The 19,506-nt window shown below is 71.7% G+C and carries 20 protein-coding genes, 1 tRNA gene and 1 riboswitch; of the genes, 9 read left to right on the top strand and 12 right to left on the bottom strand.

Annotation, left to right across the window (positions count from 1 at the left end):
• Positions 1-105 precede the first annotated feature (105 nt).
• Positions 106-228, bottom strand: coding sequence for a hypothetical protein (locus ACFWZH_RS20500; RefSeq protein WP_384432795.1), 123 nt, complete (start codon positions 226-228; stop codon positions 106-108).
• Positions 225-1,166, bottom strand: a complete 942-nt coding sequence (locus tag ACFWZH_RS20495) for a zinc-binding alcohol dehydrogenase family protein (RefSeq protein ID WP_384432792.1) — start codon at positions 1,164-1,166, stop codon at positions 225-227. The genes ACFWZH_RS20500 and ACFWZH_RS20495 overlap by 4 nt, the downstream gene beginning before the upstream one ends.
• Before the next feature lie 146 nt (positions 1,167-1,312).
• Here ACFWZH_RS20495 and ACFWZH_RS20490 point away from each other — a divergent pair, with 146 nt between their 5' ends.
• Entirely contained in the window at positions 1,313-1,756 is a 444-nt protein-coding gene (locus ACFWZH_RS20490) for a MarR family winged helix-turn-helix transcriptional regulator (RefSeq protein ID WP_384432789.1), read from the top strand.
• A 145-nt stretch (positions 1,757-1,901) separates the two neighbouring features.
• Here the strand turns inward: ACFWZH_RS20490 and fdhD are convergent, their stop codons facing one another.
• Complete coding sequence (fdhD, locus tag ACFWZH_RS20485) at positions 1,902-2,759, bottom strand: formate dehydrogenase accessory sulfurtransferase FdhD (RefSeq protein ID WP_384432787.1); 858 nt, start codon at positions 2,757-2,759, stop codon at positions 1,902-1,904.
• A gap of 296 nt (positions 2,760-3,055) precedes the next feature.
• Between fdhD and ACFWZH_RS20480 the strand changes: the two genes are divergently transcribed.
• The gene (locus ACFWZH_RS20480) at positions 3,056-3,739 is read left to right on the top strand and encodes a GntR family transcriptional regulator (RefSeq protein ID WP_384432784.1); all 684 of its coding nucleotides are present in this window, start codon (positions 3,056-3,058) and stop codon (positions 3,737-3,739) included.
• A gap of 138 nt (positions 3,740-3,877) precedes the next feature.
• Complete coding sequence (locus ACFWZH_RS20475; RefSeq protein ID WP_384432781.1) at positions 3,878-4,264, top strand: chorismate mutase; 387 nt, start codon at positions 3,878-3,880, stop codon at positions 4,262-4,264.
• Positions 4,265-4,464: 200 nt separating this feature from the next.
• Here the strand turns inward: ACFWZH_RS20475 and ACFWZH_RS20470 are convergent, their stop codons facing one another.
• On the bottom strand, positions 4,465-4,626 hold the full coding sequence (locus ACFWZH_RS20470) for a hypothetical protein (protein WP_384432778.1): 162 nt from the start codon (positions 4,624-4,626) through the stop codon (positions 4,465-4,467).
• Positions 4,627-4,801: 175 nt separating this feature from the next.
• On the opposite strand from ACFWZH_RS20470, the gene ACFWZH_RS20465 reads away from it, so the two are divergent.
• Together ACFWZH_RS20465 and ACFWZH_RS20460 are read left to right on the top strand one after the other, a co-directional pair.
• Positions 4,802-5,272: a pyridoxamine 5'-phosphate oxidase family protein gene (locus ACFWZH_RS20465; protein WP_384432776.1), complete on the top strand. Its 471-nt coding sequence runs from the start codon at positions 4,802-4,804 to the stop codon at positions 5,270-5,272.
• Between the two features lie 422 nt (positions 5,273-5,694).
• A complete protein-coding gene (locus ACFWZH_RS20460) occupies positions 5,695-7,254 on the top strand; it encodes an aldehyde dehydrogenase family protein (RefSeq protein WP_384432773.1) in 1,560 nt (519 codons plus the stop codon).
• Positions 7,255-7,334: 80 nt separating this feature from the next.
• Here the strand turns inward: ACFWZH_RS20460 and ACFWZH_RS20455 are convergent, their stop codons facing one another.
• Complete coding sequence (locus ACFWZH_RS20455; RefSeq protein ID WP_384432770.1) at positions 7,335-8,672, bottom strand: DUF2254 domain-containing protein; 1,338 nt, start codon at positions 8,670-8,672, stop codon at positions 7,335-7,337.
• Between the two features lie 105 nt (positions 8,673-8,777).
• Between ACFWZH_RS20455 and ACFWZH_RS20450 the strand changes: the two genes are divergently transcribed.
• Positions 8,778-8,865, top strand: a tRNA-Leu gene (locus ACFWZH_RS20450).
• Positions 8,866-9,030: 165 nt separating this feature from the next.
• A riboswitch (TPP riboswitch) is annotated at positions 9,031-9,173 on the top strand.
• A 98-nt stretch (positions 9,174-9,271) separates the two neighbouring features.
• On the opposite strand, the gene ACFWZH_RS20445 is transcribed toward ACFWZH_RS20450, so the two are convergent.
• Genes ACFWZH_RS20445 through ACFWZH_RS20435 form a run of 3 tightly spaced genes read right to left on the bottom strand, consistent with a single transcriptional unit; the run spans position 9,272 to position 13,898 of the window.
• Complete coding sequence (locus ACFWZH_RS20445; protein ID WP_384432767.1) at positions 9,272-10,834, bottom strand: GMC family oxidoreductase; 1,563 nt, start codon at positions 10,832-10,834, stop codon at positions 9,272-9,274.
• A 14-nt stretch (positions 10,835-10,848) separates the two neighbouring features.
• Positions 10,849-12,432 (bottom strand): APC family permease, encoded by a 1,584-nt coding sequence (locus ACFWZH_RS20440; RefSeq protein WP_384432764.1) that lies wholly within the window; start codon positions 12,430-12,432, stop codon positions 10,849-10,851.
• Positions 12,429-13,898 carry an aldehyde dehydrogenase family protein gene (locus tag ACFWZH_RS20435; protein WP_384432989.1) on the bottom strand — a complete coding sequence of 490 codons (1,470 nt, stop codon included), beginning with the start codon at positions 13,896-13,898 and terminating at the stop codon, positions 12,429-12,431. The genes ACFWZH_RS20440 and ACFWZH_RS20435 overlap by 4 nt, the downstream gene beginning before the upstream one ends.
• Positions 13,899-14,122: 224 nt before the next feature.
• Here ACFWZH_RS20435 and ACFWZH_RS20430 point away from each other — a divergent pair, with 224 nt between their 5' ends.
• Positions 14,123-14,626 (top strand): DUF6314 family protein, encoded by a 504-nt coding sequence (locus tag ACFWZH_RS20430; RefSeq protein ID WP_384432986.1) that lies wholly within the window; start codon positions 14,123-14,125, stop codon positions 14,624-14,626.
• A gap of 27 nt (positions 14,627-14,653) precedes the next feature.
• On the opposite strand, the gene ACFWZH_RS20425 is transcribed toward ACFWZH_RS20430, so the two are convergent.
• The gene (locus tag ACFWZH_RS20425; RefSeq protein WP_384432761.1) at positions 14,654-15,538 is read right to left on the bottom strand and encodes a class I SAM-dependent methyltransferase; all 885 of its coding nucleotides are present in this window, start codon (positions 15,536-15,538) and stop codon (positions 14,654-14,656) included.
• Positions 15,519-16,286: an ABC transporter ATP-binding protein gene (locus ACFWZH_RS20420; RefSeq protein WP_384432759.1), complete on the bottom strand. Its 768-nt coding sequence runs from the start codon at positions 16,284-16,286 to the stop codon at positions 15,519-15,521. The genes ACFWZH_RS20425 and ACFWZH_RS20420 overlap by 20 nt, the downstream gene beginning before the upstream one ends.
• A gap of 311 nt (positions 16,287-16,597) precedes the next feature.
• Between ACFWZH_RS20420 and ACFWZH_RS20415 the strand changes: the two genes are divergently transcribed.
• On the top strand, positions 16,598-17,413 hold the full coding sequence (locus ACFWZH_RS20415) for an SAM-dependent methyltransferase (protein WP_384432756.1): 816 nt from the start codon (positions 16,598-16,600) through the stop codon (positions 17,411-17,413).
• 98 nt (positions 17,414-17,511) lie between these two features.
• Here ACFWZH_RS20415 and ACFWZH_RS20410 read toward each other — a convergent pair whose 3' ends face one another.
• Both ACFWZH_RS20410 and ACFWZH_RS20405 read right to left on the bottom strand, forming a co-directional pair.
• Complete coding sequence (locus ACFWZH_RS20410; protein WP_384432753.1) at positions 17,512-18,384, bottom strand: helix-turn-helix domain-containing protein; 873 nt, start codon at positions 18,382-18,384, stop codon at positions 17,512-17,514.
• Between the two features lie 112 nt (positions 18,385-18,496).
• Positions 18,497-18,739: a DUF397 domain-containing protein gene (locus tag ACFWZH_RS20405; protein WP_384432750.1), complete on the bottom strand. Its 243-nt coding sequence runs from the start codon at positions 18,737-18,739 to the stop codon at positions 18,497-18,499.
• Between the two features lie 194 nt (positions 18,740-18,933).
• Here ACFWZH_RS20405 and ACFWZH_RS20400 point away from each other — a divergent pair, with 194 nt between their 5' ends.
• Positions 18,934-19,464, top strand: coding sequence for an ATP-binding protein (locus ACFWZH_RS20400; RefSeq protein WP_384432748.1), 531 nt, complete (start codon positions 18,934-18,936; stop codon positions 19,462-19,464).
• The last annotated feature ends 42 nt before the right edge of the window (positions 19,465-19,506 follow it).

Here is a 19,506-nt window from a genome sequence, read left to right as displayed (position 1 = left end):
GTCATCAGGACATCCCACGTCCTATGTGCATCCCTGACGGAAGCTACTGCCGCGTGCGGACCGCGACAAGGAGCCTGCATCGGTTCTCGGCGCCACAGCCGGAATTCACTCACCCGGCCCGCAGGCACTGCGCCGGGTGCGCCGGGTGCGCTGCGCGAGCCGGGTGCGCCGGGTGTGCCGCAGGACCGCGGGGTACGGCACGCCCGGTCCGTGCCCACGGTGCGTCACGGCCGCAGCACCACCTTGCCGAGATTGGCCCTGGCCTCGATGATCTCGTGCGCCTTGGCGGCCTCGTCCAGCGGCAGTTCGGCGTGGACGGCGGCCCGCAGCCGGCCGGACCGCGCCAGTTCCCACAGCTGCGCGCGGTGCTGCTCGTACAGCTCCCGGTGGACGGTGGCGAACCGGCGCATCGTCAGCCCGGTGACCGTCTTGGAGCCGGCCAGCAGCGCATGCGCCGGGACCGTGCCGCCACCGGAGTTGAAGAAGACCAGCCGACCGCCCTCCGCCAGGGCGGCCAGCGCCCGCGGCAGCAGCTCCCCGCCGACGCCGTCCAGGACGATGTCGACCGGCTCGCCCCAGGACTCCTGGTCGTAGGTCACCACCTCATCGGCCCCGAGCCCGCGGAGGAACTCCGCCTTGGCGGCCGAACCGACCGCGGCGACCACCCGCGGCACCCCTTGGAGCTTGGCCAGTTGGACGGCGAGGTGCCCGGTGCCGCTGGCCGCGCCGGTGATCAGCACGGATTCGGCGCCCCGCGGCGCTGCGGTGCTGAGCGCGGCGAGCGCGACATGCCCGCTGCGCACCAGCGCCACCGCCTCCACGGCGCTGGCCCCCTGGGGTATCCGGCTCGCCAGGAAGACGGGCGCGAGGGCGAGTTCGGTGTACGAGCCGGTGAGGGTGAGCGAGGTGACGCGGTCGCCCACGGCGAAGCCGGTGACGTCCGGGCCGAGCGCGACGACCTCGCCGGCGATCTCCCCGCCGGGCGTAGCGGGGAGCGGATCGCCGCCGCCCTTGCCGTCGCCGCGCAGCCGCCGTACGCACGGCAGCGTCACACCGATCGCCTCGGTGCGCACCAGGAGTTCCCCGGGGCCCGGCACCGGCGCCTCGGCCTCCTCGACGCGCAGGACTTCCGGACCGCCGTAGGCGTGGAATCGGACTCGGCGCATGGGCCGCCACCTCCGTGAGGTTCGGGCCGGCGGACACCGGCCGTTTCATTGGGTTCCCCAACGATAAGCCGAAGTCGTTGGGGAAGCCAATGGATTTCCGTGACTTTTCATGGGGAGGCCCAATGGATTCTCGATACGGTGGACCCATGGCCGACACCTCTTACGCCCCCAGCCGCATCCGCGCGCTCCCCAGCTGGCTCCTGGGCCGCGCCGCCGCCCGCGGCCACCGTCTGGTCGCCGAGGCCCTCGCCGCCGAGGGCATGCGGATGATGCATCACGCCGTCCTGTCGGCGGTCGACGAGCTCGGCCCGGTCTCCCAGGCGGAGCTCGGCCGGACCCTGGGCATCGACCCCAAGGACATGGTCGCGATCGTCAACGACCTGCAGAAGGACGCCTTGGTCACCCGCACTCCCGACCCCAAGGACCGGCGCAAGAACGCCGTCGAGATCTCCGCCGACGGCAGGCGGCGCCTGCGCCGCACCCAGCGGCTCGGCGACGAGGCCAACGCGGAGCTGACCGCGGCGCTCACCCCCGCCGAGCGCGAGCAGCTGATCGCGCTGCTGACCCGGATCGCGCTGCCGGGGGAGTGAGCCGCTGGTGGGGGAGCCGCTGCCCGTGGCTCCGGATGACGTACGGGACGGATGACGTATGGGACGAACGGACGCCGCCCGGCTGACGTGCGCGGGGATGTGTCCCGCCGGTGGTGAAGCCGGCCGCCCGTCCCCGTGCGACGCCTCAGCCGGTGGCGGCCGTGGTGCCCAGGGCGAGGCGGTGCTCACCCGCGTACACGTTCATCGAGGAGCCGCGCAGGAAGCCGACCAGGGTCAGCCCGGTCTCCTGGGCCAGGTCGACGGCGAGCGAGGACGGGGCCGAGACCGCGGCCAGCACCGGGATCCCCGCCATCACGGCCTTCTGCGCCAGCTCGAACGACGCCCGCCCGGAGACCATCAGCACGCACGAGGACAGCGGCAGCTGCCCCTGCTGCAGCGCCCGGCCCACGATCTTGTCCACCGCGTTGTGCCGCCCCACGTCCTCCCGTACGTCGAGCAGTTCCCCGTCGGTGGTGAACAACGCCGCGGCATGCAGGCCCCCGGTCCGGTCGAACACCTGCTGGGCGGCTCGCAGTCGGTCGGGGAGGGCGGCGAGGGTGGCGGGTGCGAGGCGGGCCGGGGTGCCGGGGGAGGCGTCCAGCGGCCAGCGGGTGGTGGTGCGCACCGCCTCCAGGCTGGCCTTGCCGCACAGCCCGCACGACGACGTCGTATAGACGTTGCGCTCCAGGGTGATGTCCGGGACCGGCACCCCGTCCGCGAGCCGCACATCGACGACGTTGTACGTGTTGGCGCCGCCCTCGCCGGTCGCCCCCGCGCAGTAGACGATGTTCGCCAGCTCGTCGGCGCGCGCCAGGACGCCCTCGCTGACGAGGAAGCCCGCGGCCAGCGCGAAGTCGTCACCGGGCGTGCGCATCGTGATCGCCAGCGGTTTGCCGCCGAGCCGGATCTCCATCGGCTCCTCGGCGACGAGGGTGTCCGGGCGGGTGCTCACGGCACCGTCGCGGATGCGGATCACCTTGCGTCGTTCCGTGACACGTCCCATGGCTTGATCAGTCCCACTCGTTCCGGTGACCTTGGCGCCCTCATTGTCCTGCATACGGCGGGTGTGCCGGCCCCCGGCGGCTCGGCGCGCGGCCGGCTCGGCCGTCCGGGCCCAACCGGCGTCATTCGCCGAGGGGTTGGCTGCCGTCGGGGCGCGGTGCGCCCGGCGGTCGGCCGTCCCGGCCTCCGGCGTGGCGGAAGGGAGCCCGGTAGACTGTAGACGATAGCCAATCGCTCCTCGGCGAGAGCCGATCACCGATCCGCAGGGCTCCGCACGCGTCCACGGAGGGGACCTCGATGCTGTCCGAAGGGCTGCCGCAGGGCACCGTGCCGAAGCTCGAACGCCCCGGTCCGCTGCGCGAGCGCGTCTACGAGGCGCTGCTCGAACTGATCACCACCCGTGCGCTGCCACCCGGCCGGCATCTGGTCGAGAGTGAGCTGGCGGAGCACCTCGGCGTCTCCCGGCAGCCGGTCCGCGAGGCGCTGCAGCGGCTCAACACCGACGGCTGGGTGGATCTGCGGCCGGCGCAGGGGGCGTTCGTCCACGAGGCCACCGAGGAGGAGGCCGACCAGCTGCTGACGGTCCGTACGCTGCTGGAGGCGGAGGCCGCCCGACTGGCCGCGGCCAACGCCGGCGCGGCGGGGATCGCGGAGCTGGAGCGGCTGTGCGCCCAGGGCGAGCGCGCGGTGGCAACCGACGCGGTGGACGACGCGGTGGCGGCCGACGCCGCGTTCCACGCCAAGGTGAGGGAGCTGGCCGGCAACGCGGTTCTGGCGGAGCTTTCCGCGCAGGTCGGGCGGCGGGTGCGCTGGTACCACGCATCGGTCGCCGGGCAGCGCGGCAGGAAGTCGTGGAGCGAGCACCGCGAGCTGATCGCGGCGATCGCCGCCCGAGACGAGGAGCGCGCCACGACCCTCATGCGCGCCCACACCGAGCACACCCGCCGTACGTACCACGAGCGGGTGCGCGAGACGGAGTAGGGACGGTCCGGCCCAGGGCCCGCGCCCGCCACGCGTCCGATCCGCGAGACCAGCCCAGGGCGCCTGCCGCCGGCCGGGTAACCTTCACCCGATCAGGACCGAAGCACCGGACGACCGACCATGAATGGCGAGAGGTACATGAGCGAAGGGACAGCACCGGCGGCCGGCGAAGAGGCCTCCGTCGCCGACGACGCGGCCCGCGAGCGGCTGGGCTACCTGCGCAGCAGCATCGACAACCTCGACGCCGCCCTGGTCCATCTGCTCGCCGAGCGCTTCAAGTGCACACAGCAGGTCGGTGAGCTCAAGGCCCGGCACAGCCTGCCGCCCGCCGACCCGGCCCGTGAGGCCGCCCAGATCGAGCGGCTGCGCCGACTGGCCGAGGACGCCCGACTGGACCCGGCGTTCGCCGAGAAGTTCCTGAACTTCATCATCGACGAGGTGGTCCGCCACCATAAAGCGATCGCCGATCAGGGTGCGGCCGGGAACGGACCCCGCGAGGGCGCAGACGCAGGACCCGAGAGCTGATCACGCGGCGCGTCGGCCGTGAAGTACGTCGCCTCACGAACGGCCGGCTCGTAGCCTTCCCACCGTCAACTCGCCGCTCCGCGGGCGTTGGTGGTCAAGTTCCCACGGGGGGAAGGCGCAGGAGACGTCGCCATGTTCCGCGATGTTCTCGGCATGAGATGAGGCCAGGGCAAGACTCTCCGCACCGCGGCAGCTCGGCGTCAGAGGTTCGTTCCCCTTCGTGCCGAAGCGGCCCATGCCGCGAGCAACTGCTCGTACTCGTCCTGCTCGTCGGGCCACAGGGGCCGACCTGTGCGGGCGGCCATGAACGCGCGTATGCGCTCATTGGCCTCGGCGGCGTCTGGGACGCATGTGGTCGCCATGGCGCGAATCGTACGGCCGGTCACTGACAGACGCACACGGATTACTCGACCTTGGGGTGTTCGGGGTGCGGACCCCCGACTCCTCGGCCCTGACTCCTCGGCCTCGACTCCTCGGCCCCGAGTCCTAGTTCCGCTGACGGATGTGGTGGGGTGCCACACGCCATAACCTCGCGCCATGACCTCAGTTGATTCTCGTCCACGCGGACCCCGGAGCCCGGAGCAGCGCAAGCGCGAGGCGCTGGAACGGCTCGCGCGGGACAACGATGTATGGGTCGCCACGGCCGACGCCACCGGCGAGCCGTGCCTTGTTCCGCTTGCCTTCTGGTGGGACGGGGAGACCGTGTGGCTGGCCACCCGCGTCACCAATCCGACTGGGCGCAACCTTTCCGCCAACGGACAGGTCCGCCTCTGTTTCGGCCACACCCGGGACGTGGTCCTGGTCCACGGCACCGCGCGCATGCTGACCCGCGAGGAGCTTCCAGCCGGGGTGGGCGATGCCTTCGCGGCCAAGGACGGCTGGGATCCTCGGAAGGACCACTCCTCGTACGTCTTCTTCCAGGTCATGCCGGAGGTTCTGCAGGCGTGGGGAACGGTTCCGGAGATGAAGGGGCGGACACTTATGCGTGAGGGGAAGTGGCTGCTCTAGGGCCGGCCCCGAACTTCGGAACGCCATCGAGACCAGGTCGGCGGCGCGTGCCGTGGCGGGCACGGTGGCGGCGAACTCGGTGATCGGCGTCATGACGTGCGGCAGGTCCTGCGGCGGCCCCATCTTGTGCCGGGCATGCGCACCTGACCGCCGATCAGCAGCCTCCGACGGGTGGGCGAGGGAGAGCCACCGGCAGACGGGAGCGGGTGGGTGCCGTGCGGCCAGGGGCGGGAGCGACCCGCCCACCACTCGCCTCACCCAGGTGGCCCCGCCGCCCACGAAGAGTGACACTCGCCATACCTGACGCCGGACCGCCCCCCGGTGCCACCCCGCCCACTACCGTCCGGTAACGGCTTCTCAGGGAGCCGCCCGAGCGCCACCACCCTGCCCCTCCGGCCGTGCACCGAGAGCGGAGACAACCGATGGCACCCACCCCCGACACCACCCCGACCCTGGCCCTCAAGCCCGGTACGTCCTGGCAGGACGCCTGGCAACGCAGCCTGGCGGCCGCCCCCGAGGCGTTCCGCGACGATCACGCCCTCAACCTCTGGGCCGCCGCCTGGCACCCGGACGGAGATCCGCTGCCCGCCACCAGCCCCATCGACGGCACCCCCATCGCCGGCCCGCCCCGCCTCGACGCGGACACCGCGCGGCACGCCGTACGCGCCTCCCTCGACCAGCACCGCGCCTGGCGCCAGGTCCCCCTGGCCGAGCGCAAGGCCCGGATCTCCGCCACCCTCGACGCCCTCACCGAACACCGCGAACTGCTCGCCCTGCTGCTGGTCTGGGAGATCGGCAAGCCCTGGAAGCTCGCCCAGGCCGATGTCGACCGCGCCATCGACGGCGTCCGCTGGTACGTCGACGAGATCGACCGGATGCTCGCCGACCGCACCCCGCTGCCCGGACCGGTCAGCAACATCGCCAGCTGGAACTACCCGATGTCGGTCCTGATCCACGCGATGCTCGTCCAGGCGCTGGCGGGCAATGCCGTGATCGCCAAGACGCCCACCGACGGCGGCCTGGTCTGCCTCACCCTGGCCTGCGCGCTGGCCGCCCGGGAGGGCGTCCCGGCCACCCTCGTCAGCGGCAGCGGCGGCGAGCTCTCGCCCGCCCTCGTCCGCTCACCCGAGATCGGCTGCGTCTCCTTCGTCGGCGGCCGGGACACCGGCGCCGGCGTCGCCACCGCCGTCGCCGACCTCGGCAAACGCCACATCCTCGAACAGGAGGGCCTCAACACCTGGGGGATCTGGCACTACACCGACTGGCCCTCCCTCACCCCCCTGCTGCGCAAGACCTTCGACTACGCCAAACAGCGCTGCACCGCCTACCCCCGCTTCGTCGTCCAGCGCGACGCCTTCGCCGACTTCCTCGCCGCCTACCTCCCGGCCGTACGCAGCGTCCGCTTCGGCCACCCCCTGGCCGTCGCCGATCCCGCCGACCCGCTCCCCGAACTCGACTTCGGCCCCCTGATCAACGCGGCCAAGGCCAAGGAACTCGACGACCTCACGACCGAGGCCGTCTCCCGGGGTGCCGTCCCCCTGCACCGGGGCGCCCTCGGCGACGGCCACTTCCTGCCCGACCAGGACACCTCCGCCTACCTCCCGCCGACCACCCTTCTGGCCCCGCCGCCCTCCTCGCCCCTCCACCACGCCGAGCCCTTCGGCCCAGTCGACACCGTCGTCCTCGTCGACACCGAAGCCGAACTGCTCGCCGCCATGAACGCCAGCAACGGCGCCCTGGTCGCGAGCCTCTCCTGCGACGACAAGGACACCTACGACCGCCTCGCGCCCCAGATCCGCGCCTTCAAGGTCGGCCACAACAAGCCCCGCTCCCGCGGCGACCGCGACGAGCTCTTCGGCGGCTTCGGCAACTCCTGGAGCGGCGCCTTCGTCGGCGGCGAACTCCTGGTGCGTGCGGTGACCGAGGGTCCGGCCACCGAGCGTCTGCCGGGCAACTTCCCGGACTACCACCTGATGCCGTAGCCGGCCGCCGGCCACGGGGCGGCGGGCACCCGGGGCCCGCCCGACGGACCCCCGGGCGGACGGCGCGGCCGGCCCGCCTCCTAGCCGATCCCCTGCCGGTCGGGACGCGCGGCGAACCGCCGGTCCGCGGCCTCCGGCATCGCCTGCTCCAGCGCCTTCAGCAGGAGCTCGCGGTGCCGCACCAGCGGCTCCCGCCGGTCCTCCGGTGCGAGCAGCAGCAGATCGTCGATGCCGGCCAGCAGCCGTCGCGTCACCTGCGGGCTGTGCACCGAGGCGGCCCGGACCTCGGTCAGCCCCAGATCCACCAGATCCGCCCACCCCGGTACCCGCTGCGTCAGCCGCACCACACCCCGGCGGTCACGGTGGTGCACCGTCCCGAGCGGCCGGTGCACCACCACCGCCAGGATCTGCACGATCCGGTCCAGGCACTGCACGGCCGTGGTCGGATCGTTCACCGCCGGCGACAGCGCGCGCAGCGCGATGTCCGACAACTGCCGCAGCCCCAGCCCGAGATCCTGGTGGAAGGTGCGCTCGACGCCGACCGAGACCGTGTACCGCAACAGCACCCGCCGCGGCGGCGTCCCGCCGTGCACCGCGAGCATCGGCGTCCCCGGCGTCACGAAGTCCCCGATGCGAGGGATCAGCCGCAGTACGACGCCCTGCCGCCGCGCCACCCGCACCAGCCGCGCCACATGCACATCCCGCACCACCCCCGCCCGCCCCTCATGCGCCAGCCATCCGGTCTCCGGTGCCCGCACCCCCGCATCGTCCTCGCCGTCCTCACTGCCCGGAGCCTGCCGCGCCAGCATCCGCAGCGTCTCCCGCGTGATCCGGTCCACCACCGGCCCCACCTGCATCAGCCGCAGCGTGGAGGACACATACGCGATGAACAGCACCAGACTCAGCCCCACCAGCACCAGCGTCAGCAGGCTCTGCACGACCGGTACGGAGGTGACCTCCCGCGCGCTGCTCTCGCTCTCATAGGACGTGAGCACCAGCAGCGAGAACAGGAACGTCGCCAGGAAGACGGTGAGCGTGATCTTGCTGATCCGGCTCCGGACGAAGATCCGCACCACCCGCGGGGTGAGCTGCCCGCTGGCCATCTGCACCGCGACCAGCGAGATGCTGAAGACCACGCCGATGAAGGTCATCATCGCCGCGCTGATCGTCGTCACGATCGTCTTGGCGTCGTCCGCGATCGACATCAGCTCCCGGACCGCGCCGTACGCCCGCTCGCGCTGCAGCAGCGCGACGATCTCCAGGTCGACGGCCGACGCAGCCCACCACAGCAGCACCGCACCGAGCAGCCCCGCGGTCGGAGCGAACCAGAACGTGTCCCGCAGATGCTCCCGCAGCGGCGAAAGAGCCCGTGGCCTGCGCGGCCCAGCAAGATGAGCGATGTGTCCGTCATGGCCCATAAGCGGAGCTTATGTCCCGCACGGATACGCAGGTGAAAGGCACTCCGAAACCTTGGTATTGTTATCCATGTCGCCGCGGGGAACGCCCCGCGAAGATCACACCTAGTCCGGGTGGCGGAATGGCAGACGCGCTAGCTTGAGGTGCTAGTGCCCTTTATCGGGCGTGGGGGTTCAAGTCCCCCCTCGGACACCAGCGAAAAACCCCTGTTGATCAGGGGTTTTCTTCGTTTTGAGGGTCGGGGTCGAGTGCCCTTCGGGAAATCCCGGCAACTTATCCGATTTGACTGTTCCATTCCCCTTGTCCGGGAGTATCCTGAAGACCGGCCTACGGGGCGAGCGAGGGAGTTCGACCGGACTGGCCTCGGGGTAAGGGAGCTCTGGCTCTCGCCGAGGACAAGAAGGAAGGTCGGGCTGAGAGGCTGAAAGGTCGTGAGACCGGACGGCGACCCCCAAGCACCTGATCCGGACAATGCCGGCGAAGGGAGCCCACCTCGTAGGTCTTTGTCGTGCCGGGATCCGGTCGTGCCGGGATCCGGGAGGGCGGACCAGGAGGCGCGTGGCCGTGGCGGGATGCGCAGGGGCGGTCGGGGGTGTCGCGATCAGCCGCCCCGGATCATGTCGGCGCACTTCTCCCCGATCATCATCGTCGTGATGCAGGGGTTCACGGTGGTCAGGAACGGCATCACCGAGCCGTCGGCCACCCGCAGGCCGGTGACGCCCTTGACCCGTAGCTGGGGGTCGAGCGGGGCGGCGTCGTCGCCGGGAGCGCCCATCTGGACCGTGCAGGCGGGGTGGTAGACGGTGTTGTGGGTGTCGCGGATGTAGGCGAGCAGGTCGTCGTCGGAGTGGGCGGAGGGGCCGGGGGCGAGTTCGACGCCGGCCCAGCTCGCCAGCGGGGCCTGGGCGGCGATCTCGCGGGCGAGGCGGAGGCCGTGGGTCATGACCCGTACGTCGTGTTCGTGGGTGAAGTAGCGGGGGTCGACCTTGGGTTTGTCGCGGAAGTCGCGGGTGCGCAGACGGACGCTGCCGCGGGAGCGGGCGCGGGTGACGTTCGGGGTGAGGCAGAAGGCGTTGTCCGAGGTGGGGTAGCCGCGGCGGTAGGTGTTCATGTCGAAGGGCACCGAGCCGTAGTGGAACATCAGGTCGGGGCGGTCCAGGCCGGGCTCGGTGTCGGCGAAGATGCCGATCTCCCACCACTGGGTGGAGGAGGTCACCATGGGCTGCTTGGCCTCCCACATGATCACGCCCTCGGGGTGGTCCTGGAGGTTCTCGCCCACGCCCGGTGCGTCGACGAGCGGTTCGATGCCGATGGACCTCAGGTGGTCGGCCGGGCCGATGCCGGAGAGCATCAGCAGCTTGGGGGTGTCGATGGCCCCGCAGGAGACGACGACCTCGCGGCGGGCGTTGACGCTACGGGTGTGGAAGAGGTCGGGGGAGAGGTACTCCACGCCGGTGCAGCGCCGGGAGGGGGTGAAGTTCAGACGCTTGGCCTGCAGCCCGGTGCGTACGTCGAGATTGCGGCGGGTGTCCATGACGGGGTGGAGGTAGGAGACCGACGCGGAGGAACGGGTGCCGTCCGGGCGGCAGTTGATCTGGAACCAGTGCGCGCCGCGGACCACGGTCTTGCCGGTGTTGAACGGGGTGGTGGGGATGCCGGCCGCCGCGCAGGCCTCCAGCAGGGCCACCCCGCACGGGTCGCGCGGCGGGACGGTGCGCAGGGTGACCGGGCCGGAGCGGCCGTGGTGGTCGCCGGGTGCGTCGTTGCTCTCCAGCCGCTGGTAGAGCGGGAAGCAGTCGGCCGCGCTCCAGCCCTGGCAGCCCCGCGCGGCCCACTCGTCGAGGTCCTCGGCCGGGGCCCAGAAGGCGATACAGGAGTTGTGCGAGGAGCAGCCGCCGAGCACCTTGGCACGGGCGTGCCGCATGAAGTCGTTGCCGTTCTCCTGTGGCTCGACGGGGTAGTCCCAGTCGTAACCGGACTCCAGAAGGCCCATCCAGCGATCCAGGCGCAGCACGTTGTCATCGCCGACATCGGACGGGCCGGCCTCCAGCAGGCAGACCGTGACCGAGGGGTCCTCGCTCAGCCGCGCCGCCACGACGGCGCCGGCCGTGCCGCCGCCGACCACGACGTAGTCGAACTCTTCCACGGGGGTCTCTTGGGGCATCGCGCCGTCTCCCGTCAGGGGGTGGGGGTGGTGGAGGAGCCCGGGCCGCCCGGGCCGCCGTCGTCGGGGCCGACGGCGGCGTGCATGGCCAGGACGCCGGTCCGCTTGCGCTGGACGAACCAGTAGTAGGCGAAGCCGCCGATCGCGACGACGCCGATGAACAGGAAGGCGCCCCAGCGCAGATACCAGTGCTGCGGGCCGGTCGCGTTGTAGACGGCGGCGCGCGGCCAGGCGAGGTTGAGGGACATCCCGATGCCCCAGAGGACGGCGAGGACGTTCACCGGCAGGCCGAACCTGCCCAGCGAGAACCTCCCCTCCAGCGGGGTCCACTTGCCGCGCAGCCGCTGGACGAGCATCGGCAGGGTGACCGACAGATAGGCCAGGTAGATCATGATGATCGCGATGCTGGTGATCACCGAGAAGATCTGCGGCTGGTTGACGTTGATCACCAGGATGCCGATGGCCACCAGACCGATCACGACGGCGGGCAGCACCGGCGTCTGGAAGCGCGGACTGACCTTGGCGAGCAGCGAGGCGGCCGGCAGATTGTTGTCCCGGGCCATCGCGAACGCCAGCCGGATGCCCGCGGTGTGCACCGCCAGCTCGCACACGGTGATCGCGATGACCACGCACCAGAGCACGATCTGTCCCACCGTCGAGCCGAGGGTGGCGAGGACGACGTACTGCAGTCCGTCCACGGACAGCTCCTCGGCGTGCAGGTCGGGCACCGAGAGCAGGGCGAAGAGCAGGATCAGTCCGCCGATGAGGAAGGACGCGACCAGCGCGCGCAGGATCGCCCGGGGCGCGTTGCGGCCGGGGTCCTTGGACTCCTCGCCGAGCGACGAGGCCGTGTCGAAGCCGTACATGACATACGCCGAGGCCAGCGACGCGGTCAGAAACGCCCCGAAGTAGCCGAGGGTCTCGCCCTCGCCCAGCCCGAAGGTGTCGGTCACCGCGCCCGGACCGCGGGTGATGTGCGCGGCGAGCAGCACGATCAGGACGATGGCGGCGATCAGCTCGATGGCCACGCCGGCCGAGTTGATCCGCGCCATCAGCTTGACGCCGAACGCGTTGACCAGGGTGGTGAAGGTGACGAGTACGGTGCCGAGCACCACCGCGTTGGCGGCCGCCGACTGCCCGGTGCCGTCGCCGATGAACTGGAACCACGACGAGATCTGCGGCAGCGTCACCTGATAGGCCAGCGCCACCGCCGACAGCGAGACCATGGTCGCGGTCAGCATCATCCAGCCGCCGAGCCAGCCGATGTGCGGGCCGCCGAGCTTCTTGGCCCAGTTGTAGATCGAGCCGGCCACCGGATAGCGGGCGGCCAGCTCGCAGAAGCACAGCGCCACCATCAGCTGTCCGACGAAGACCATCGGCCAGGACCACCAGTACGCCGGGCCGCCGTGGGCGACACCGAAGTAGAACAGCTGGAAGGTACCGGTGAGGATCGAGATGTAGCTGATGCCTGCGGCGAAGGTATGGAAGTTGCCCAGGGTGCGTTTGAGTTCGGGCTTGTAGCCGAGTTCGGCGAGCGAGGCGTCGTCGTGCGAATGATCGTCCCCGGCCGGGGGGTGCACGGATCCGCGATCCGTCACTCGAACCACCTCTGCGGCCGTGGCGCGGTATTGCGCCAGACGTGCTTGGCCTCCTGGTACTCCGCCAGCCCGGCGGGACCCAGCTCCCGCCCCACGCCCGACTGCTTCATCCCGCCCCACTCCGCCTGCGGCACGTACGGATGGAAGTCGTTGATCCACACCGTTCCCGCGCGCATCCGGGCCGCCACCCGGTGGGCGCGCTCGCTGTCCTGCGTCCACACCGCCCCGGCCAGCCCGTAGACCGTGTCGTTGGCGAGCGAGACCGCCTCGTTCTCGTCGCGGAAGCGCTCGACGGTCAGCACCGGCCCGAAGGACTCGTCCCGTACGACGGACATGTCCGGGGTGCACTCGTCCAGGACGGTCGGCAGGTAGTAGAAGCCGTTGGCCAGCGACGGGTCGTCGGGCGCCGAGCCGCCGCAGAGCAGCACGGCGCCCTCCTCCAGCCCGGACGCCACATACGCCTCGACCTTCGCGCGGTGCGCGGCCGAGATCAGCGGCCCGGTGCGGGCGTGCTCGTCGAACGGCCCGCCCAGCCGGATCCGCTGGGCACGGGAGACCAGCTCGTCGACGAACGCGTCGTGCAGCTCGTCCTGGACCAGGAGCCGGGCGCCCGCCGAGCAGACCTGCCCGGAGTGCAGGAAGACCGCCGTCAGGGCGTAGTCGACCGCGGTGTCGAAGTCGGCGTCCGCGAAGACGATGTTCGGGTTCTTCCCGCCCAGTTCCAGGGCGATCTTCTTCACCGTGGGGGCGGCCGCGGCCATGATGCGCCGGCCGGTGGCCAGACCACCGGTGAACGACACCATGTCCACCCGAGGGTCCTCGGTCAGCGGCGCGCCCACCTCCGGGCCGGTGCCCAGCACCAGATTGCCGGCGCCGTCCGGCAGCCCGGCCTCGGCCAGCAGCCGCATCAGGTGGATGGCGGTGTGCGGGGTCAGCTCGCTGGGCTTGAGGATGAACGTGTTGCCCGTGACGAGCGCGGGCGCGACCTTCCAGGCGGTCTGCAGCAGTGGATAGTTCCACGGGGTGATCAGCGCGCAGACGCCGACCGGCTCGTGCCGCACCGTGCTGTCCGTCTCCGCGATGCCGGTGTCCACCACCCGGTCGGTGCCGCCGGCCGCGCCCAGGTTGCCGAAGTAGCGGAAGCACTTGGCGATGTCGTCCATGTCGTAGGCGCTCTCGACCAGCCGCTTGCCGGTGTCCAGCGACTCCGCGCGGGCCAGCGCGTCCTTGTCGCGCTCCAGCAGCTCGGCGACGCGCAGCACCAGCCGGCCGCGCTCGTCCGTCGGGGTCCGCGGCCAGGGCCCGTCGTCGAAGGCCAGACGGGCGGCGGTGATCGCGGCCGCCGCGTCCTTCGGCCCGCCCTCGTCGACGGTCGCGACCAGCGTGCCGTCCGCCGGGCAGCGGATCTCCCGCACCTGCCCGTCGGCCGCTGCGGTCCACTGACCGCCGATGAACAGCTCCGGCATGGGGGCCTCCGGTCTCCGGGCTCGTACGAGGCGGCGGCGGACGGGCGTGCCGCCCTGGCCGACGGCGTACGGCCACCGGACCTCGGTGACGATCACTGCACCGAGCGTAAGGCGGGCACCGCGGGTCCGCACGGTACGAGGGGCCGGAGACCGGGGAGACACCCCCTGGGCGGGGCCGATGGGGTGACGTCAGGGGCGGGCGGGAGAATGGGGGCATGTCGGGGATGTCATGGAGCGGGCCGGTGCCGGAGGCGGGGCCGCGGTGCGCGCCGGAGGCGGTGCCGTACCCGGTCACCGACGTCGCCGCCTACCTCGCCGGCCGCTGGCGCGTCGAGCGCACCGTGGACGACCTGCGGGCCGGCGTCGAGGGCCGCTTCCGCGGGACCGCGGAGTTCCGGCCGGCCGGGGGCGGGGAGCCGTCGGACGGCGAGGAGCTGCTGCACGTCGAGGAGGGGCGGCTGACGTGGGACGGCACGGAGTACCCGGCGAGCCGCACCCTGCGCCTTCGCCCGCGCCCCGACGGCACCGCCGAGATCCGCTTCGCCGACGGCCGGCCCTTCCACGACCTCGACCTCAGGGGCGGACGGTGGAGCGCCGTCCACCCCTGCTCCGCGGACCGCTACGAGGGGACCTTCACCACCGTCGCGGCGGACGAGTGGTACCTGCGGTGGCGGGTCACCGGGCCGGCCAAGGACCAGCTGCTGCGTTCGGTCTACCGGCGGGCGTGAGGCGCCAGGGGCGCCCGGCCCGCCGGCTCAGGCCGCCGGCTTCACCGCACGCAGGGCGTACAGCAGCGGGATGATCGGCTCCGAGGGCGGCAGCCGCCACCAGCCGTTGTCGGCCGGCACCATCGAGTCGAACCGCTTCCAGGGCAACAGCTCGGTCTCCCGCACCAGTTGGACGCTCAGCCCCGCGCCCACCACGGCGGAGACGACCTCGCCGAGCCCGTGCCGCCATTCGTAGCTGGTCGTCGCCCCCTGCACCGGCGGGCCGTCGGTGTAGGTGCGGGGCGCATCGCTCCGGATGGCGCCGCGCCCCGCCAAGTAGTCGTAGCGGAGCGTCAGTTGCTGCCGCAGCGGGTCCGGGCTCGGCGCCGGACCGAGGGCGTCCAGCAGCGGATGGAACTCGACCAGGTACAGCGTCCCGCCGGGCCGGAGCAGCGCGCTGACGATCCCCGCCCAGGCCGTCAGATCCGGCAGGTAGCACAACGCCCCCTTGCCGGTGTAGACCACGTCGAACCGGCGGCCGCCCAGTGCCTCCACGGCCCGGTGCACATCCGCCTGGACGAACTCCACCCGGCGGCCCGCCGCGTCGGCGAGCCGCCGGGCCGCCTCGACCGCCGCGGCGGAGAAGTCGAGCCCCACGGTGCGCGCGGCGCCCCGCTCGGCGAACGCGGCGGTCTCGGTGCCCAGATGGCACTGCAGGTGCAGCACCTCCCGCCCGGTCAGATCGCCGAGGTCCGTCCACTCGAACGGTGCGAACCAGTCCTCGGCGGTACGGGAGCCGTCCAGCCCGTAGAACGCGCTCGCCACATGGATCGGCGTGCGGGCGTCCCAGTTCGCCTGATTGGCCCGGACCATCTCCGCCACGCCGGGTAAGGCCTCCGCTATGGCCGCCGGCTCACTCATCTCTTCTGTCATGCCTCCCTTGTACCGGCCGGGTGGCCGGGCGGCCAGAAGGGACCGCCGGTCCCGCGCCGCGTCGGCGCTCCAGGGCCGTCACCCTCCCGCGCGAGAGCGTCGCCAGCCGCGGCGCGTGCCGGGCGAGGGCCTCGTCCTCCGTGGCCACGACGCAGCTGAGCCGCCGCTCGCTCCACAGGCGTGCGAAGACCGCGACGACGCCGGCGCGGGCGCCCGCCGGCAGACCGGCCGTCGGCTGATCCGCCAGCAGCACCGACGGCCGCTTCACCAGCGCCCGTGCCAGTGCGACCAGCCGCTGCGATCCGGCGTCCAACTCCTGTGTGAGCCACGTCAGTTGCTCGCCGGTGATACCGACCTCCGCCAGCGCCTGATCGGCCAGCTCCCGGCAGTCGGCGGGGCGCAGCCCCAGCGGTACGAGCGCACCGGCCACGCTCTGCCGGACGGTGAGCCCCGGCGGCAGGTCGCCTCCGGTGCCGAGGACCGTGCCGACCGACTCGGCGCGGATGCGGGCCAGCCGGCACTCGGTGACCATGGCCAGATCCGTGCCGTTGAGTACGACGCTGCCGCGGGTCGGCCGCTCCAGCCCGCCCAGGATCCGCAGCAGCGTCGACTTGCCCGCGCCGGCCGGCCCCCGCACGACGAGGCCGTCACCGTCCTCGACGAAGAGCCCGACACCGTCCAGCGCCCGCACCACCTCGCCGTCCCTGGCGCTGCGGTAGCACTTGGTCACGCCGGTCAGGTGGTACACGGTGCCTCTCCTCCAAGACGCGCCCCGGGACCCGGCCGGGTGCGCGACGAGCCTTCGGCGACCGTACGAACCGGTGGTGACCGGCCGATAAGCGCCGGGTGAGAGGGGGATGAGAATCGGCGGGGCACGGCCGCCCGCGCCGGCGGTCCGACGCGGGTGCGCGGCCGCGAACGCGGAATTATCCCGCTGCTCGTCTGCAACAACCGCCCCTGCGTAGGTATGTTGGACGCTGCGCCGCGTGGTCGTTCCGACACGGAACGGGTTCGGCGGCGCCATGGCCGATGGCTGTCGAAGCGACGGGAAAGTGTGGAATGAGCCAGGAAACACCACCGCAGGCCGGCGCCGTCGACGTCACCATCCCGAGCGTCGCGCGGATGTACGACTACTACCTGGGCGGCAAGGACAACTACGCCGTCGACCGCACGGCCTGCGACGAGCTGAGCAAGGTGGTGCCGAGCACGCAGGTGCTGGCGATCAACAACCGGCGCTTCCTGCAGCGGGCGGTCCGCTGGCTGGCGAGTGAACACGGCATCCGGCAGTTCATCGACCACGGCTCGGGCCTGCCGACCCAGGACAACGTCCACCAGGTCGCGCAGCGGATCGATCCGCGGTCGCGGGTGGTCTACGTCGACAACGACCCGATCGTGCTGGCGCACGGACGGGCGCTGCTGGAGGAGAACGCCCACACCGCCGTCATCCAGGCCGACATGCGGGACACGGAGGGCATCTTCAGCAGCCCCGAGGTCGAGCGGCTGATCGACTTCGACCAGCCCGTCGCCGCGCTCTTCGTCTCCGTGCTGCACTGCATCCCGGACTCCGACGACCCGGCCGGTCTGATCAAGCGGGTCGCCGACCGGCTGGCGCCCGGCAGCTTCCTGGTGGTGTGCCAGCTGGTGAGCGAGGACGCCGCGACCCGCGATTTCGTCACCGAGTTCATGCGGGTCAATACCCACGGGCAGTGGGGCCGGGTGCGCCAGGCGCACGAACTGGCTGGCTTCCTGGAGGGCCTGGAGGTGGTGGAGCCCGGCCTGGTGGAGGTCTCCACCTGGAAGCCGGACGCGGACATCGGTCCCAGGCAGCTCACCCAGGAGTGGATCGAGTACGGGGGCATCGCCCGCAAGCTGTAGGTGCGCGGCGGCAGTCGACAGCGGTGGCGGGTGCGGTGGCCTTCGGGCAGCCGCCCTCGTCGCCCAACGGAACCGGCCGGACCGGCCGTCGCGGGCGGTCAGCTCTCCTTGAGTATCCGCTCCAGCATCGCCAGCGACTCGCGCGGTGACTCCGACTGCGCGCTGAGCCGGTCCATCACCGCGAGGTAGTGATCGACGTCATCGCGCTTGTCCAGATAGAGGGCGCTGGTCAGCTGCTCCAGATAGACGATGTCGGGCAGATCCGGCTCCAGGAAGCGCAGGATCGTGATCGGCCCACCGGCCGCGGCCAGACCGCCGAGGCTGAACGGTGCGATCTGCAGCGTGACATTGGGCAGCTCGGCCAGCTTCAGCAGATGTCTGAGCTGTCCGGCCATCACCTCCGGTCCGCCCAACGGCCGGCGCAGCGCCGCCTCGTCGAGCACCGCCCACACCCGCGGTGCGTCGGGGACGGTCAGCAGCTCCTGGCGGTGGACGCGCAGCTGCACCCGTCGCTCGATCTCCTCGGGCGTGGACCGCGGGTGGCCGAGCTGTGCCACCGCACGGGCGTAGTCCGCCGTCTGCAACAGGCCCGGGACGAACTGGACCTCGTACGTACGGATCACCGAGGCGGCCTCTTCGAGGCCGAGATGCGTCTCGAACCAGCCGGGGCTGCTGGTCCGGCCGGCCAGCTTGAGGAAGTCGGAGCGGACCGCCTCGTCCGTGACGTGATAGAGCGTCAGCAGATCGGCGACGTCCCGCTCCTTGCAGCTCACCCGCCCGAGCTCCAGGCGGCTGATCTTCGCATGTGAACCGCGGATCGCCTCCCCGGCGGCCTCGCGGGTGATGCCGGCCGCCTCCCGGAGCCTGCGCAGCTGGGTGCCCAGCACGATGCGCAGGACGGTCGGCCCGCCCCGCGGGTGTTCGAGGTACCGGCGCAGAGACGTATCGCTGCTCGACTGCGCGGCGCACATGCTGACTCCCCTGAGTGGTCGGGCGAACGCCCAGTGTCCCATCGCCGCCAGGGTTCGTACAGTTGCGGCGACTATCCGAACGACATATGCGCCAATCTCGGCGGCATATGCCTCAGTCGCGAGCCACGAGGTCGTCGAAGTCGCCGTCCTTGGCGCCCTGGACGAAGGCCGCGATCTCGTCGCGGGTGTAGATCAACGCCGGTCCCGAGGCGAACCGGGAGTTGCGCACCGCCACCCCGCCGTCCGAAAGAACGGCCAGTTCAACGCAGTTGCCGCTGGGGTTGCTGCGGCGGCTCTTGCGCCAGACGGCGCCTTCGATGCTGGTCGCCTGCATGCCGTTGGTCACCGGCTCCATAACAGCTGCTCCCTTGCTGGAGGAGAGTCCTCCGACCGATCCCGAGCCCGCGATCACGTTGGCGTGAACGGGCCCCTGTGCCGCCGTCCTTACCGATGTACTTGCAGATGCACTTGCATCAAGGGACGGTTGACGAGGATATTAGCCGTCCCAGGCAGTTCGGCCCAGACCCGAAATCGCTCGCGGAGACGTTGATGACCGCATATCCGGCAGAGACCGTGCACGACGCCCTTCGGGAGGAACCGTGTGAGGAGTCCTGGTGGATGCCCGGCCCCGAGGACTTCGCCGCCTGCGCGCTCAGCAGCTCCGCGCACACCGTCGCGGAGGCCCGCAGATTCACCCGGGCGACGCTCGGCAACTGGCAGTTGTGCGCCGGAGTCACCGAGGACGCGGCGCTGGTCGTCTCCGAACTCGTCAGCAACGCGCTGCGCCACGGCGTCCGCGCCGAGGAGGGCGGCGCCCCCGCCGTCCCGGATGCCCCCGACGACCGCGGTGCCCTGGCGTGCTGCCGCCCCGCATGGCTCGCGCTGACCCGGCAGGACGGCGCCGTGCTGTGTGCGGTCTCCGACGCCGGTACCGGCGTCCCTGTCGTCAGGCCCCGGGACCCGATGGCCGAGTCCGGGCGCGGGCTGCACCTCGTCGACCGGCTCAGCGAGGCTTGGGGGTGGACCTCGCCGGACCGTTCGGGCAAGACGGTGTGGGCCACGGTGTCGCCGCACGGCTGAGGCGGTGTGTGACCATTCCCGGGTCGCCGACACCCGAGCGGG

It is taken from the genome of Streptomyces sp. NPDC059008 (genome assembly GCF_042749045.1).
Taxonomy (GTDB): domain Bacteria; phylum Actinomycetota; class Actinomycetes; order Streptomycetales; family Streptomycetaceae; genus Streptomyces.
This window is presented reverse-complemented; position numbering and strand designations above follow the sequence as displayed.

Bases quoted from the DNA above. Each gene is read 5' to 3' on its own strand.
- ACFWZH_RS20495 (WP_384432792.1), bottom strand. From the start codon at position 1,166: ATGCGCCGAGTCCGATTCCACGCCTACGGCGGTCCGGAAGTCCTGCGC.
- ACFWZH_RS20490 (WP_384432789.1), top strand. From the start codon at position 1,313: ATGGCCGACACCTCTTACGCCCCCAGCCGCATCCGCGCGCTCCCCAGC.
- fdhD (WP_384432787.1), bottom strand. From the start codon at position 2,759: ATGGGACGTGTCACGGAACGACGCAAGGTGATCCGCATCCGCGACGGT.
- ACFWZH_RS20480 (WP_384432784.1), top strand. From the start codon at position 3,056: ATGCTGTCCGAAGGGCTGCCGCAGGGCACCGTGCCGAAGCTCGAACGC.
- ACFWZH_RS20475 (WP_384432781.1), top strand. From the start codon at position 3,878: ATGAGCGAAGGGACAGCACCGGCGGCCGGCGAAGAGGCCTCCGTCGCC.
- ACFWZH_RS20470 (WP_384432778.1), bottom strand. From the start codon at position 4,626: ATGGCGACCACATGCGTCCCAGACGCCGCCGAGGCCAATGAGCGCATA.
- ACFWZH_RS20465 (WP_384432776.1), top strand. From the start codon at position 4,802: ATGACCTCAGTTGATTCTCGTCCACGCGGACCCCGGAGCCCGGAGCAG.
- ACFWZH_RS20460 (WP_384432773.1), top strand. From the start codon at position 5,695: ATGGCACCCACCCCCGACACCACCCCGACCCTGGCCCTCAAGCCCGGT.
- ACFWZH_RS20455 (WP_384432770.1), bottom strand. From the start codon at position 8,672: ATGGGCCATGACGGACACATCGCTCATCTTGCTGGGCCGCGCAGGCCA.
- ACFWZH_RS20445 (WP_384432767.1), bottom strand. From the start codon at position 10,834: ATGCCCCAAGAGACCCCCGTGGAAGAGTTCGACTACGTCGTGGTCGGC.
- ACFWZH_RS20435 (WP_384432989.1), bottom strand. From the start codon at position 13,898: ATGCCGGAGCTGTTCATCGGCGGTCAGTGGACCGCAGCGGCCGACGGG.
- ACFWZH_RS20430 (WP_384432986.1), top strand. From the start codon at position 14,123: ATGTCATGGAGCGGGCCGGTGCCGGAGGCGGGGCCGCGGTGCGCGCCG.
- ACFWZH_RS20425 (WP_384432761.1), bottom strand. From the start codon at position 15,538: ATGACAGAAGAGATGAGTGAGCCGGCGGCCATAGCGGAGGCCTTACCC.
- ACFWZH_RS20415 (WP_384432756.1), top strand. From the start codon at position 16,598: ATGAGCCAGGAAACACCACCGCAGGCCGGCGCCGTCGACGTCACCATC.
- ACFWZH_RS20410 (WP_384432753.1), bottom strand. From the start codon at position 18,384: ATGTGCGCCGCGCAGTCGAGCAGCGATACGTCTCTGCGCCGGTACCTC.
- ACFWZH_RS20405 (WP_384432750.1), bottom strand. From the start codon at position 18,739: ATGGAGCCGGTGACCAACGGCATGCAGGCGACCAGCATCGAAGGCGCC.
- ACFWZH_RS20400 (WP_384432748.1), top strand. From the start codon at position 18,934: ATGACCGCATATCCGGCAGAGACCGTGCACGACGCCCTTCGGGAGGAA.